The organism is Chelatococcus sp. YT9 (assembly GCF_018398315.1).
In the GTDB taxonomy this organism is placed as follows: domain Bacteria; phylum Pseudomonadota; class Alphaproteobacteria; order Rhizobiales; family Beijerinckiaceae; genus Chelatococcus.
Window position 1 is genome coordinate 2508868 of record NZ_JAHBRW010000001.1, and the last position, 13613, is coordinate 2522480.

The following is a 13613-nucleotide window of genomic DNA, read 5'->3' on the forward strand; positions in this document are numbered from 1 at the left end:
GAAGATAGAAGACACTATGTCCGCCCGTTGAAGAGCTTTTCAAGGGGGGCGCCGATGGTCTGGCGCCAGCCTTTGCCCGGCTCGTCGCCCGCACCGCCCCAGGAAGGCGCCGCTGACCAAGGGCCGCCGTGACTCGGGGGGTTGACGCGGCTCCGCGGGTCGTTGCTTATCCCAGGCATGGATGCTCCTTCCCCGATCATCGTCTATGTCGACGCGGACTCCTGTCCGGTCAAAGACGAGGTTTACAAGGTCGCGCAACGGCGTGGCGTCCACGTGATCGTGGTTGCAAACAGCTTCATTGCTGTGCCGCGCGAGCCCTGGATCGAGCGAGTCATCGTTGGGTCCGGGCTCGATGTCGCGGATGATTGGATCGCAGAACGCGCCGGGCCGCTGAGCGTCGTGGTGACGGCCGACGTGCCGCTTGCCAGCCGCTGCGTGAAGTCCGGAGCTGCGGTCATCGCCCCTACCGGACGCGCCTTCACCGAGGCATCCATAGGCATGGCGCTGGCCACGCGTGATCTGATGACGGATCTGCGATCGGCGGGCGCTGTCACAAGCGGCCCGAAGCCCTTCTCCGCGCGGGATCGCTCCAGTTTTCTCTCGGCGCTCGATCTGGCGATCGTCAGGCTGCAGCGGCCGCGATAATTCTCCGATTCTGAGTTTCGATGGGGACAGCCATCTCATGCCGAACCCCAGCGGTTGCCTTGGGGTGGACACCGAGCAAACATGGCTTATGGCAAACATGGCCTGTGCATGTGTGGCGGGGCCTGTCCGGGGCAGCCAGGCGAGCCTTGCCGTCTTTGGGGATGTGTCGATGCGAATTCTCATTCTGGGTGCGGCTGGCATGGTGGGCCGCAAATTGACAGCACGGCTGGTGGCTGATGGTCATCTCGGCAACAAACCCATCGACAGCCTCCTGCTCGTGGACGTCGTCGAGCCTGAGGTTCCCGTTGGCTTTGCAGGCGAATGCGTGGTCAAGGCCGTCGACATAGCGGCGCCGGGCGTGGCGGAAGCGCTGATCGCGCGGCGGCCGGATGTTGTCTTCCACCTCGCGGCGATCGTCTCGGGCGAGGCTGAGGTTGATTTCGACAAGGGGTACCGCATCAATCTCGATGGAACGCGCGCGCTATTCGACGCCATCCGCCTCGAGGCCCGGGACGGCGCCTACTTCCCGCGCGTGGTCTTCACATCATCAATCGCCGTGTTCGGCGCCCCCTTCCCGGATGTCATTCCCGACGATTTCCTGACTGCGCCACTGACGAGCTACGGCACGCAGAAAGCCATAGGGGAGCTTCTGCTCTCCGACTATTCCCGTCGTGGCATCTTCGATGGCATCGGTATCCGCCTGCCGACAATCTGCATTCGCCCGGGCAAGCCGAACAAGGCGGCATCAGGCTTTTTCTCCAACATTCTTCGTGAGCCGCTGGCTGGCCAGGAAGCGATCCTTCCGGTCGCTGAGGATGTCGTCCACTGGCATGCGAGCCCCCGGTCGGCCGTCGGCTTTCTCATTCGCGCCGCCACGATGGATCTCGTCGCGCTGGGCTGGCGCCGCAATGTCACCATGCCGGGCCTGGCGGCTTCCGTCGGCGAGCAGATCGAGGCCCTGCGGCGAGTCGCCGGCGACAAGGCCGTCAAGTTGATCCGGCGAGAGCCCGACCCGCTTATCCGCAAGATGGTCGGCGGCTGGCCAACGGCCTTTGAGGCACGCCGCGCGGAGGCGCTTGGCTTCACGGCCGAGGCCTCATTCGATGAGATCATCCGCATTCATATCGAGGATGAGCTTGGTGGGAAAATTCCCTAACCTTGGTCCGACACGAGCATGGATGACGACACCCTGCTCGTCGTGCCTCTCCCGATCTATCTGGGGCAGGGGGTTTGACACGCTTCTTTCACTTGAGGGCGGCCTGTCCAGACTCGCCTCTGTAGTAACATCCCAATCTTCATCGTCGCGTAATACTGAGCGCGATCCTGAAATATATCCTCATATATTAGCGTATTTTGCAATCAAAAGGCGCATTGACGACTTGTAATTTAAATATTAAATATTATTTCTCACAATAAATCTCATGTTATTCCCGATTCAAGATTGGCGAATGCTAAAGCGCCCTCATTTAAATTTGAATATGCAGGGGGAGGTCAAGCTCTCTCGTAAAGGGACAGATATCAAAGATATATATGAGCAATTTCGGAGCGATGGCGTCGATTTTGTTCATGGCTCCAACAGCAGCAGCCTTCAAGGTGTAGCGCTGTTTCGCGCGCTGTTGCCTATGGAGTTGATCAATGGGACGGCGTGGTTTCATGGTCACGGCCTAGCATCCGGCGAGCGGTACTTCAGTTACAATGCGTTATTCAAGGATCCAAAAACTTTCCGGCTTTGTCCCTTATCGATCCGCAGCCGAATGGAATGGTTTAAGGATGCTTCAGGGCGTTGGCATATGCATGAGTTCCCGGTCTTCCGAAAGCATGTAGATGTTGCCGCTAAGGGTGTAAGCGTAAACGCAACTGCAAATTTCAACGACTCCCTCTTTTACTCAGGGCTTAATACTGGCAAAGAAACGGAAATATTTCCGATATTGTATGGAATGAAACTGGATCGAACCGACCTTCATTTCTCTCATCCGGTCAGCGGCGAAACGCTTCCACATCCTATCACACGCGAAGCGATATCGATTGACAAGATCCGCGCTATTTACGTCCCGGACAAACGGGTCGCTGAGGTCCGTTCTCAACTGGAGTTGCGTGGGCTGATCCGTCTCGGCAAGGCCGTGAAGGTGGGGCTTTGTTTTCAAATGACTTAGCGACCGCTGGCGTCACGTGCGATCGGGATTCACCGGCTCACGCGCGAGCGCCTGTTCCCGCAGGAAAATGAACAGGCCGGCCCCGATGATGATAGCCGCGCCAATCAGCATGTGCGGCGTGGGCGTGTCGTTGAAGAACACATAGCCGAAGACGATGGCCCAGACGATGAAGGTGTATTGATAAGGGACCACTACCGACGCCGGCGCCAGTTTCAGGGCTCGGTTGACGCAAAGGCTCGCAATCATCGAGACGATTCCGAGCAGACCCAGCAGACCGAAGTCGACGGCTGTCGGTGTGACCCAGCCGATGGGCGCCAGGATAGCCCCGATGAGAAGAGGCGCAATGACCTGAACGGAAACCAACAGCGTCTCGGACGTGCCGCGAAGCTGGCGGGTCGTAATCATCAGAAATGCAAAGCCCATGCTGCCGCAGAAGGCCACGAAATCGGGAAAGCCGAAGGTGCCGGCGGTCGGATTGAGAGCAATGACGACACCGCAGAATCCGAAGGCCACGGCAAGCCAGCGTCGCCACCCGACGTGCTCGCCGAGCAGCAAGGCAGAGAGCGCGGTGACATAGATCGGCGCGGCAAGGTAATAGGTCATTACGCTGGCCAGCGGCAGATATCCCACTGCCCAATAGAAGCATGCGACATCAAAGATGACGGCGACGCCCCGCAGGACTTGCAGGCCGGGCCGCTGGACGCCCCGAATTCCGGACACCCCTTCCCGCCACAGGAATGGAAGCAGCAGCAACAATGCCGCCAGGCCCCGGATCAGCATGACCTGCGGCACCGTATAGGTGGCCACCAGCCACTTGCCCATGACGTCGTTCAGCGAATAGGAGAAAATGCCGAGCAACATCAGGCCGATGCCCGCTACCGTCGCACCCTTGGTGACGGCGCCCTCGGCGAGGGATGCGGATCTGGGAACGGTTGTGGGATCGCTGGCGGACATGACGGGTGCTTTATACGAGGAACTGTGGCTATTTTCAGCACTTCCCGCATAGCTGATAAGCATCGTGCCCGGTAGATAGGCAACAGCAAACCATGTCTGCGTGGAAGTCAACGCAGCGCGAGATGCATGCCACGTTGACCGGGCTGGGGATTTGTCGGACATTTGCGACAAAAGGAACGGCGCTGATGCTGGCGAACGGGTATTGCAGGGGAGGGAGATGAGCAAGCGAGCGGCCTTGACGACCCGCGCCCCACGTTATCGCCATAGGGAATTGGCGCTAGCTATTGGGCGCCAGATTGTGAGTGGAGAATGGTCTCCTGGCCAAGCATTGCAGCCGGAGGATCAACTTTCGCGCGAACTCGGCGTGTCTCGCTCTTCCTTGCGTGAGGCTATCAAGATTCTCGCCGGAAAAGGCCTGGTTCAGTCTTCGCCGCGTCGCGGCACCGTTGTTCGCCCCTCCGACCGCTGGAATCTGTTCGACGCTGATGTGTTGGCCTGGCACAGCGAGGGACAATTAAGCGCGGATTTCGTCAGGGAGCTTTTCGAGCTTCGGCGGATGATCGAGCCGGATGCGGCGGCGCTCGCCGCCGAGCGGGCCATTCCAGAGAGGCTGGCGGCCCTTACCGCGGCGATGGCAGCCCTTGCCGCCGCCGATACCCATTCGAACCATTCGATCGATGCCGACCTTGCCTTCCACAGCGCTGTATTGGCTGCCTCAGGCAATCATCTCCTCGCGGCACTCGCCCCTGTGATCGAGGCCTCACTGATGCTGGCCTTCCGCGTTTCCCGCGCCACGCCGGGCGAGCTTGGCCACGTCATTCCCATGCACGGTGCAGTCGTCGAGGCAATCTTAAGCGGTGACGCCAGCGCGGCCCGCACCGCGATGCGGGGGCTTCTCGAGAGATCCGAGCGTGACGCCCTGGCTGTGGCCCGCCCCCACAAAGCGGCCCGGTTGCCTGCCGCGGACCTTGTGTCGTCCCGCAGAACGGTCGCGAAAAGCAATGACGTAATCCGGCCTGCTGCATCGCCTGACCCACTGCTTCAGGATCCGGTCTCCGGCAAGTAGCAATCCCTCCAAGTCGCGCGTCCTATCGATTAGCACGTCCTTCCAAGTAGCAGTTCAAGTCACGCAATTTCGAGTTAGAGGTGAGGAAGCAATGACCACTTTGCGCCTGGTGCAGTTTCTGGATGCGAGAGGGGAGCGGCGTGTCGCGGTCCCGTCTGAGGACGGCAAGACTCTGACGCTGCTTGAAGGCACGGAGCGTGTGTATGATCTCGCTCGTGCTGCCGAGGCCGGTGCGTCGACGCTCGCGGATGCGGTCAAAGCGCGTCTTGGGCGCGAGACGGTGGACTACGAGCTCGTCGTCGCCGAAAAGCGCCTCCTGGCGCCGATCGATCATCCCGATCCCAGCCGTTGCCACGTGACGGGCACCGGGCTGACGCATCTCGGCAGCGCTGACACGCGTGACAAGATGCATCAGAGCGCGCAAGCCGAGGACGCGGCCCTCACGGATTCCATGAAGATGTTTCGGGATGGCCTGAAAGGCGGCAAGCCAGCGGCCGATCAGCCCGGCGCCCAACCCGAGTGGTTTTACAAGGGTAACGGCCGTTTCATCGTTGCTCCCGAGGCGCCGCTTGTTTCCCCCGCATTCGCGGAAGACGGCGGTGAGGAACCGGAGCTTGCAGGCATCTATCTCATCGGGGAGGACGGGACACCACTCAGCCTTGGCTTCGCACTTGCGAACGAGTTCTCAGACCATGTCACGGAACGGCGGAACTATCTGCTGCTTGCCCATTCGAAGCTTCGCCAGAGCTCCTTCGGCCCGGAACTGCGGCTCGGGCCCGCACCGGCAGATATCCGGGGTACAAGTCGTATTCGGCGCGACGGTGCAGTGCTCTGGGAGAAGCCGTTTTTGACAGGGGAGGACAACATGTCCCACAGCCTGTCCAATCTGGAGCATCACCATTTCAAATATGCGGAGCACCGCGTGCCGGGCGATCTGCATATCCATTATTTCGGAACTGCAACCTTGAGTTTCGCCGATGGCATCAAGACTGAGCCCGGCGATATCTTCGAAATTGAGGCCCCCGATTTCGGCCGCCCGCTTCGCAATGGGCTTAAAATCGCCAAGGCTGGCCCCGCGGTGACGGCGATACGGCGCCTATAGAAGGGCAAAGAGCTCTACGGGACGAAAGGGACCGGGCCTGATACCCGGTCCCTAGGCTTTGTCGCTGTCAGACTCCTTCGTCAATCCCATTCGCGGCTGCAAACGGGCTATCGGGAGAACCGCCGACCGCTACGTGAGAAGGAGGCCGGCGTCTGACGAAGGAATGGCGAGCTGCATGACATGCGCGCCTTCGGGCACGAACCAGCTGTCCGTGCCATGAGAAGCCCAAGCCTCAGCCAGATCCTTGAGCTGCCGATAGATCTCTGCGCCGTCCTGCCCGTCAGGATAGGCCGCGAGGTAGAACTGATGGGTGGACGTGTTCTCCCCAATCAAAGACCAGCCCATGCCGTCGGCTGTGTAGAATTGGGAATAGTTGTAATCATTGCCGCCTATCTCAACATGATAGACGAACTCTTTTTCGGAGCTATTGGGAGCAACCTCGCCGGGGCCTGAATGCGTCGTTTCAGAGATGGCGGTGCTGCCGTTCGACGCGTTCGCTGTTGCCTGCGCATTGCCGTCTGCATGCGTTTCGGTCGAGACCGTCCCAGTGACGAAGTTGCCTTGCTCGTCGTACACACCGTTCACGGTTGCAGACGAGGAAGCGGACGAGCTGCCGTTCGAGGAGAGAACCGAGCTCGTGGCGGAGGAGCCCATGACGACATGGTTGCCGTCTGACGCGCCGACACTCGCAATAGCATTGCCCTCACTGTGTGCGCTGGTCGTTATCGACATGCCGTCAGAAGTATCGCCCGTGATCTGCAAAGCCGATGATGAGCTGTCATTCCCGGTGCCTGCCGCTGCGCCAGCATTCAAGTTGCCGAAATTGCCGGTGGCACTGATCGACGACGTGGTCGTGCCGTTTGCGGAACTGGCGGAGGCTTGAACGCTGGCAGACCCGAAACCTTCAAAAGAAAAACTTTGTACGGAGACGCTAGCCATGAAACAATCCCAAAAAATGCTACTGAACTCAAAAAGTTAATAATTTCATTGAGCGGCTTTTTTGGAGGTTTGCGTTGCGTGGAATGCCAATCTGATTGCATTTCATGCGCGGATGCCGACGAATTGCATGACCGACTAGCGTCTCATGTCAGTTTTGGGTCAATACGCGCAAGCTGCCCGGCTCCAGATTTTGTCCTCTCTTTCTATCCTCAGAAAAGAAGGCCAGCTTCAGCTGAGACGCCTTTTCCGGAGGGAGTGGTAAGCGTGCCGCCTCTATCCGCCGCAGCACAGCTCTGCGTATCCGCGCAGCATCGCTGCAAACCCCGGCGACTGTGAAAGTGGGGAGAATGGGCTTGGCATAGTCATATGCTTGGCTGACATACAGTGACTTCTTAACGATTTCGACGCAGTTATATTCGTAGTATAAAGGGGAAAATGGAAGCGAGTGAACAGTATAAAGATTTGGATTCTCTCTATAGCGACGTAAACCTTCTCCGGCTAGTTCTTTGTATATCCACCGGTATACGGCACGTTCGCTGATTCCTATATTGTGTTTGACGTCCTCATTGGACGGGATGCAGACGCGGTAGACGGGATCTCCAAAGGGGCCCTTCTTGAACACGTCGAAGACGGGTGATCGCCCTTTGCGGATCCACGAGATATAGGTTGAATCATGCCCAAGGCCCGTCAGCGCAATTGCGGCGTGGCCACCGCCGAGCCGAAGCTCCAGGGCGCCGCCATCCGCCATTCCATAAACAACAAGCATATTATCTTCCGCAATAACCAAGATATGCCAGCGATGCCCGATAAATATCTCTCTAGAACGTAATAATTACTTGGATGTATACCTATCAAAGCTTCGCAAATTTTCTTCAAAAATTCGAGTTATTTTTTGGCAAATCTAAGGCGATGTATATGCTTGAGCTCACGCGTTCTGGGCATTGCGCCTGGCGTGGGCTGCGCTCAACATCTCTGTGACGGAGCGTGAACATCATGGAGACAGCATTCCCGCTCGTCCTTCAGACCGCTGGAAGCTTGAGTGCGGTCACTTTACATGATGACGGTCCAGGGATCGGAGAATGTTCGCTCCGCGAGTACCGGATTATGTAACCCCACTATTTTAACTAAGGTATGTTCTGCATTGTCGACGAAAATATACGTGTTACCCTTGAAGGCAAACCAGCCGCAGCCATCGGCTATTTCTGTCGCTTTGAAATAGGCATCTTTCAGGTGGGCTCTTGGCGGCAATGCGTCGATGGCGTTCTGTATATCTCCGAGCAATGCGGAGCTGGCAAAATCAGCATGTTTAAGAAAGGAAAATGCGATTTTGTCCCGGCTGTGGGCATCGAAATCGCCGATGACGGTCATGTTGTCATGATCGTCGCTCAAGGTCGATTGTCCGGCGTTTTCGATGACAATACGGTCGTATCCCGGGCCTGTGAAGATTGTGTTCCGTCCGCCACCAGCATAGATGGTGTCATTGCCGAGATCGGTTCTGATGACGTCGGCACCATCACCGGCCGTTATGAAGATATGCCGTAGTCCATACCACGAAAAATCGTTACCCGCGGGACTGCCATCGACTCTGAGCTGGGAAATTTCCTGTCCGCCGGAGCCCCTCTCGTGATGGAGGACCAACCGCCCTGCCAGTTCCGTCGCGTTCACGAAACGAAGCTTCGGAACTGTCGCGGGAGATAGATCGAGCGTAGCATCGGTTTCGCCAATAACCCTCAGCGATAACAAACTGGGAGCATCAAGAGATGTGACGCCGTTGATCGCTCCATTAAACGTCAGTTTAAGCCAAGTCGCGCCATTGACATGAAGGTCACTCGCCATTCCCGCGATGCGGACATCTCGCTCGCTTCCCCATGAGCGCGCTGGACCGAAGTTGAGGGTGGTGGAATAGGCTGCGTTGCGGATGTGGACAGAGACGTCGCTGTCGAGGTTGGGAACTTTCAGGCGGAAGGGAAGGCTGTCGAGGATCAGGGTTTGCAACTCGCCAAATCCGTAGCCGTTGATAATCGCTCCGTCTTTCGCAGGCTCTGCATACAGTCCACCGCGTGGATCGGCCAGGGCGGCGCGTACCCACAGCTCTTCAATATTGACAAGTTCGGAGTCGATGACAGTTTCGCTCATCTCCAGCGCCAGAACATCGTAACCGGCGCAGCCGTTGACGGTGCTGCGCTGGAGTACCGACGAATTAACTTGTGGGCGTTCGGTATTGCTCGATATCACGTATGAGGTGGCGCGGATGAAGTCACTGTATGGCGTCCCAAAGAATGGCTGATATGAACTGGAAATAACGTGCTCGGTCCGGCTCGGCGGGTTTGCCGCCCCATCATCGCCCGGAGCAAGACAGGCGTTTGGATTTTGAATGAGCGGTGAGGGTGGGTCGGGAACGCTCTCCCTGTCAGCGGAAGCCGCGTTCCCCGGAGCTTCCTCCAGCGTCGGGGCATTGGCAATGGAAGGGGCATCGACGCTTTCATCGGCCGGGTGGAAATTGCTGGGCGGGCTTGGGGGAGCAGCTGCGACTTCAGGGGGGAGAGCGGGCGAAGGGGGCGTCTCTGTTGGGTCCTCTTGGCCCGTCTCCTCAATGCTCGAAGGTGTTGGCACACGTCGCAGCAAAAGCGAGCCGGTGTAATTTTCGGTGCCATTGTGCAGCCCATCCAGGAAGACACCAATATAGGGCTTCAGATGGGCGTTTATCTCTGATGCCTGCGCAAGCTTTGCCAGCAATTGTCCCGTTGAAAGGCTAGAGAACTCCTGCTTCCAGGCGAGACTATCTGGGATAGTCTGGTCAGGGCCAAGGGCATTTCCAAGAAATTCTTGATAAATCGAACGCGCGGACCAGGACCTATAAAGAGCGTTGAACTCGGGGTTGTCTACAAAACGAGTGGCGACATCGTCGAAGGTCTGGCGCCCGTCGAGCCTGCTTGTCCAGTGGTCGAGCCCTGCGCGGTCCGGTACCCGATTGAAGGTGATCTGATAGAGCCTCACCGCCTGAACAGCGCGGGCGTGCCATGCGCTGCTTTGGCTTCGATCGCTGTCGGGCGTTTCCCGTAATACATTATCGATTAGCTCAGACATAATTTTCCTCTGCCGGTTGGTACAAAGGTTCTTTTTGTTCTCGATGTTTGATTTAAGTTACACTTATTAGGGAATCGTAGGTGGTTGCATAATGGAATTGTAATCGCGGCGATTTACTACTTAAATTGGATCGGTTGAAGATTGTAAATGTTCTGTGCAACTATCCGCGGCGTATATATTAGAATATCATGCTCGTCCAAGTATTTTGCGCGGCCACGTATCCGGCAATAGGTACATATGATGAACGTGACATCCATAGAGAGTCCGCTCTCGGCCCGAGACTTCATATGGTCGTTTGCCGTCGTCGACCTACGGCCCTAGCTATCAGCATGTCAGATGCGCTCCGAAGGCGTGATGAGCGCGCTGCTCATCGCAATTTGGGCGACCATAATTTTGGTGACAGCATTTGTTTTTGCGTTCTCGGAAAATGATAGGTCAATTTACGCATTTGATGGAAAATATAAAACCAAGTTTAGCGCGCAATATTGTTCGTTTTGAATGGAAAATCCGGCTTTCACGCCCAGGAATATAGGGCCGAACGTTTGTTTGGAGCGGGGGGCAGATGCATAGCGCGGAAGCGCTTCCCCGGATCGACTGTGCCTCCAATGGGTGAGGCTGCCGAGAGGATAAAAAAAGATCCGGCGCAGCCCGCGCCGGATCGCATCGTCGTCTCCCAATCTCGCGAGGTCGCGGATTAGGGTAACGTATAGGCGGTCTTCACGATCGTGTAGAATTCGGCCGCGTAGCGACCCTGCTCACGGGGACCGTAGCTTGAGCCTTTCCGGCCGCCGAACGGCACGTGGTAGTCAACGCCGGCGGTCGGCAGGTTGACCATCACCATGCCGGCCTCGGCATTGCGCTTGAAGTGCGAGGCATATTTCAGGCTGGTGGTGACGATCCCGGACGAAAGGCCGAACTGCGTGTCGTTGGCGAGCGCAAGCGCCTCATCGTAGTTCTTGGCGCGCGATACGGTCGCCACAGGCCCGAAGATCTCCTCACGGGAGATGCGCGTGCTGGGGTCGACATCGGTGAACAGGGCAGGGGCCATGTAGAAGCCGGGCGTTTCGCGGTTCAGGAGATCGCCGCCGTAGACGAGCTTCGCGCCCTCGTCCTTGCCGAGCTTGACATAGGACAGGTTCTGATCGAGCTGCGACTGGTCGACGACAGGGCCAATATGCGTGCCCGCTTTCAGTGCGTCGTCAATGACGAGGCCCTTCAGGCGCTCGGTGACTGCATCGACGAACTTGTCATGGATGCCGTCAGTGACGATGAAGCGGGAGGATGCCGTGCAGCGCTGGCCGGTCGAGAAATAGGCGCCGTTGACGGCGACCTCGACGGCCGTCTTGAGATCGGCGTCATCGAGCACCACAAGAGGGTTCTTGCCGCCCATCTCGAGCTGGAACTTCTTCATGGTCTCGACGCAGGTGGCCGCCACTTGGCGGCCGGTGGCGACGGAACCGGTGAAGCTGATGGCATCCACGTCGCGGCTCTTGAGGAGCGCGTTGCCGACGACCGAGCCGCGGCCCATCACGAGATTGAAAACGCCCGATGGGATTCCGGCACGGACGATAATCTCGGCGAGTGCGTGAGCCGAGCCGGGCACGAGGTCGGCCGGCTTGAACACCACCGTGTTGCCGTAGGCGAGCGCCGGGGCGATCTTCCAGGCAGGGATCGCGATGGGGAAGTTCCAGGGCGCGATGATGCCCACGACGCCGACCGGCTCGCGGGTGATCTCGATATCGATGCCCGGTCGGACGGAGGCGAGCTTCTCGCCGGCGATCCGCAGCGTCTCCTGCGCGAAGAACAGAAAGATCTGGCCGGCACGGGCGGCCTCGCCGATGCCTTCGGGCAAGGTCTTGCCTTCCTCGCGCGACAGCAGGCGGCCGAGTTCATCCTTGCGGGCGAGGATTTCGTCGCCGACCTTCTTCAGGATGTCGTGGCGTTCCTGCGGCGTGGTGCGGGCCCAGGCCGGCAGCGCCGCGCGGGCGGCGGCGATGGCGCGATCGGCGTCGGCGGCGCTGGCGCGCACAAACTGCCCGACGACGTCGGCGGTGTTGGAGGGATTGATGTCAGGGGCAGCTTCGGTGCCGCTGACCCATTCGCCAGCAATGTAATTCTTGGAGTGGTCTGTCATCGCTTCCTCCGATTGCACTGCGAGAGGGGCCGCATGCCCCGCCGCAACCTCATGCTTCTCCCTTCAGGCGGAATGGGCGCGGCTCACCCGTTCCTCCCGCGCGATGGGAGATGTCATCGCAATTAGCGCTCACGGCCCAGCTCTCTGGCAATGAGTGCCGATGCCTTGCTCTAAAGCATCAGATGATGGCAAGGGAAGAGGTTTCCATCGCACGGGGCCCAGCTCTCGCATTTCCGCAAATGCCTCAGCCGGTCGCCGCGATGGGAGAATGACCCGACGGGACGGACAGTCCGTCCGCACCGGCTCGTGCGCGGCGGGGGGCGCTAGCGCCCCCGTCGTCAGCGGGCCCGTGCGCCTGAACCAACTCGGCGCGGCGCCGGGGCAGGGCCCGTGGGTACTCGGTCTGCAGAAAGGCAAGGAGCTTCTCTCGCACCTCGCAACGCAGGTCCCATGCGCGTGGTGAGGTCCGTGCGCTCACCAATGCACGCAACTTGAGCGTCTCGGTTTCCGCTTCCACGACCTGCAGGTTGACCACTGCGCCGTCCCAGAACGGCGAGGCTTTGACAATCTCCTCCAGCTTGGCGCGCAACTTGTCGACGGGCACGGTGTAGTCGGCATACAGGAAGACGCTGCCGATGATCTGGCCGGATGTCCGTGTCCAGTTCTGGAAGGGTTGCTCGATGAAATAAGAGAGTGGCACGACGAGCCGCCGCCAGTCCCAGATCTTGATGACCACGTAGGTCGCGGTAATCTCCTCGATCCAGCCCCATTCACCCTCGACGACGACCGCATCATCGATGCGGATGGGCTGTGTGATGGCGATCTGAATGCCTGCGATGAGATTGGCAAGGATAGGCCTTGCGGCGAGACCCACGATCAGACCGGCGGCGCCTGCCGAGGCTATGAGACTGACGCCGTACTGGCGGACCGCGCTGAACGTCATCAACGCTGCCGCCGTGGTGATGATCACCACGAGGATGCTCACGGTCCGCTTGAGAATGTTGACCTGTGTCACGTGCTTGCGGGCGAGCAGGTTGTCGTCCGTGTCTATGCGGAACCGCCGGAGATGAAACTGGCAGGCCAGTTCGACAGCGGTAAGAGCGCTCCAGCCAACGAGAATGATGAAGGCGACCAGCAGCACCTTGGCGAGCGTCAAGGCCGCGGCGGATGTGAGAGGCGTTGCGGGCAAGACCACGGCGATGGCGAAAACCACCACAGCCATCCGGCGCGGGCCATCGGTCTTCGTGACCAATTGTTGCAGGAAGGGGTGGGTGGGGCCGATCAACCGGCGCAGCAGGCGCTTGATGGTGCGGTGGAGGAGCAGGGCGAGGCCCGCGGCGCAGGACAGTAGCAGGATGGCGTAGATCCAGTCGGGGATCCAGAACAGGGTCTCGCGGATCGAAGCGAGGAAGGCGCCGAGCGTCATGCCGGGGCATCTCCTTTCGTGATCGAGGAGGGCGGAGCGGTTCACGTTGGCTGATGCGTCAGCCTAACATCGGCTTGCCGCTATCCGCAAATCTGTCGCGATCGGCT

At 59.0% G+C, this 13613-nt stretch carries 11 protein-coding genes; 5 read left to right on the forward strand and 6 right to left on the reverse strand.

All coding sequences use genetic code 11. The features are described from left to right. Window positions 1-177 precede the first annotated feature (177 nt). The 3 genes from KIO76_RS11490 to KIO76_RS11500 all read left to right on the forward strand — a co-directional run bounded on the left by KIO76_RS11490 (window position 178) and on the right by KIO76_RS11500 (window position 2798). On the forward strand, window positions 178-645 hold the full coding sequence (locus KIO76_RS11490; protein ID WP_213323401.1) for a YaiI/YqxD family protein: 468 nt from the start codon (window positions 178-180) through the stop codon (window positions 643-645). A gap of 169 nt (window positions 646-814) precedes the next feature. Further along, window positions 815-1801, forward strand: a complete 987-nt coding sequence (gene denD, locus KIO76_RS11495; RefSeq protein ID WP_213323402.1) for a D-erythronate dehydrogenase — start codon at window positions 815-817, stop codon at window positions 1799-1801. A gap of 292 nt (window positions 1802-2093) precedes the next feature. Next, complete coding sequence (locus tag KIO76_RS11500; RefSeq protein WP_213323403.1) at window positions 2094-2798, forward strand: hypothetical protein; 705 nt, start codon at window positions 2094-2096, stop codon at window positions 2796-2798. Window positions 2799-2810: 12 nt separating this feature from the next. Here the strand turns inward: KIO76_RS11500 and KIO76_RS11505 are convergent, their stop codons facing one another. Beyond that, complete coding sequence (locus KIO76_RS11505) at window positions 2811-3752, reverse strand: DMT family transporter (protein ID WP_213323404.1); 942 nt, start codon at window positions 3750-3752, stop codon at window positions 2811-2813. A 217-nt stretch (window positions 3753-3969) separates the two neighbouring features. Here KIO76_RS11505 and KIO76_RS11510 point away from each other — a divergent pair, with 217 nt between their 5' ends. Beyond that, window positions 3970-4818, forward strand: coding sequence for a FadR/GntR family transcriptional regulator (locus tag KIO76_RS11510; RefSeq protein WP_213323405.1), 849 nt, complete (start codon window positions 3970-3972; stop codon window positions 4816-4818). 100 nt (window positions 4819-4918) lie between these two features. After that, window positions 4919-5920, forward strand: coding sequence for an AraD1 family protein (gene araD1 / locus KIO76_RS11515; RefSeq protein WP_213325224.1), 1002 nt, complete (start codon window positions 4919-4921; stop codon window positions 5918-5920). Window positions 5921-6049: 129 nt separating this feature from the next. On the opposite strand, the gene KIO76_RS11520 is transcribed toward araD1, so the two are convergent. The 5 genes from KIO76_RS11520 to KIO76_RS11540 all read right to left on the reverse strand — a co-directional run bounded on the left by KIO76_RS11520 (window position 6050) and on the right by KIO76_RS11540 (window position 13506). Continuing rightward, window positions 6050-6859 carry a hypothetical protein gene (locus tag KIO76_RS11520; RefSeq protein WP_213323406.1) on the reverse strand — a complete coding sequence of 270 codons (810 nt, stop codon included), beginning with the start codon at window positions 6857-6859 and terminating at the stop codon, window positions 6050-6052. A 148-nt stretch (window positions 6860-7007) separates the two neighbouring features. After that, the gene (locus tag KIO76_RS11525) at window positions 7008-7625 is read right to left on the reverse strand and encodes a hypothetical protein (protein ID WP_213323407.1); all 618 of its coding nucleotides are present in this window, start codon (window positions 7623-7625) and stop codon (window positions 7008-7010) included. A 284-nt stretch (window positions 7626-7909) separates the two neighbouring features. Continuing rightward, on the reverse strand, window positions 7910-9946 hold the full coding sequence (locus tag KIO76_RS11530; protein ID WP_213323408.1) for a DUF4214 domain-containing protein: 2037 nt from the start codon (window positions 9944-9946) through the stop codon (window positions 7910-7912). A gap of 694 nt (window positions 9947-10640) precedes the next feature. Further along, window positions 10641-12080 carry an aldehyde dehydrogenase family protein gene (locus KIO76_RS11535; protein ID WP_213323409.1) on the reverse strand — a complete coding sequence of 480 codons (1440 nt, stop codon included), beginning with the start codon at window positions 12078-12080 and terminating at the stop codon, window positions 10641-10643. A gap of 244 nt (window positions 12081-12324) precedes the next feature. Then, the gene (locus KIO76_RS11540) at window positions 12325-13506 is read right to left on the reverse strand and encodes a mechanosensitive ion channel family protein (protein ID WP_213323410.1); all 1182 of its coding nucleotides are present in this window, start codon (window positions 13504-13506) and stop codon (window positions 12325-12327) included. Window positions 13507-13613: the final 107 nt, after the last annotated feature.

Excerpts from the sequence above, each read along its gene's own strand:
- KIO76_RS11490 (WP_213323401.1), top strand. The coding sequence starts at position 178 with ATGGATGCTCCTTCCCCGATCATCGTCTATGTCGACGCGGACTCCTGT.
- denD (WP_213323402.1), top strand. The coding sequence starts at position 815 with ATGCGAATTCTCATTCTGGGTGCGGCTGGCATGGTGGGCCGCAAATTG.
- KIO76_RS11500 (WP_213323403.1), top strand. The coding sequence starts at position 2,094 with ATGCTAAAGCGCCCTCATTTAAATTTGAATATGCAGGGGGAGGTCAAG.
- KIO76_RS11505 (WP_213323404.1), bottom strand. The coding sequence starts at position 3,752 with ATGTCCGCCAGCGATCCCACAACCGTTCCCAGATCCGCATCCCTCGCC.
- KIO76_RS11510 (WP_213323405.1), top strand. The coding sequence starts at position 3,970 with ATGAGCAAGCGAGCGGCCTTGACGACCCGCGCCCCACGTTATCGCCAT.
- KIO76_RS11520 (WP_213323406.1), bottom strand. The coding sequence starts at position 6,859 with ATGGCTAGCGTCTCCGTACAAAGTTTTTCTTTTGAAGGTTTCGGGTCT.
- KIO76_RS11525 (WP_213323407.1), bottom strand. The coding sequence starts at position 7,625 with ATGCTTGTTGTTTATGGAATGGCGGATGGCGGCGCCCTGGAGCTTCGG.
- KIO76_RS11530 (WP_213323408.1), bottom strand. The coding sequence starts at position 9,946 with ATGTCTGAGCTAATCGATAATGTATTACGGGAAACGCCCGACAGCGAT.
- KIO76_RS11535 (WP_213323409.1), bottom strand. The coding sequence starts at position 12,080 with ATGACAGACCACTCCAAGAATTACATTGCTGGCGAATGGGTCAGCGGC.
- KIO76_RS11540 (WP_213323410.1), bottom strand. The coding sequence starts at position 13,506 with ATGACGCTCGGCGCCTTCCTCGCTTCGATCCGCGAGACCCTGTTCTGG.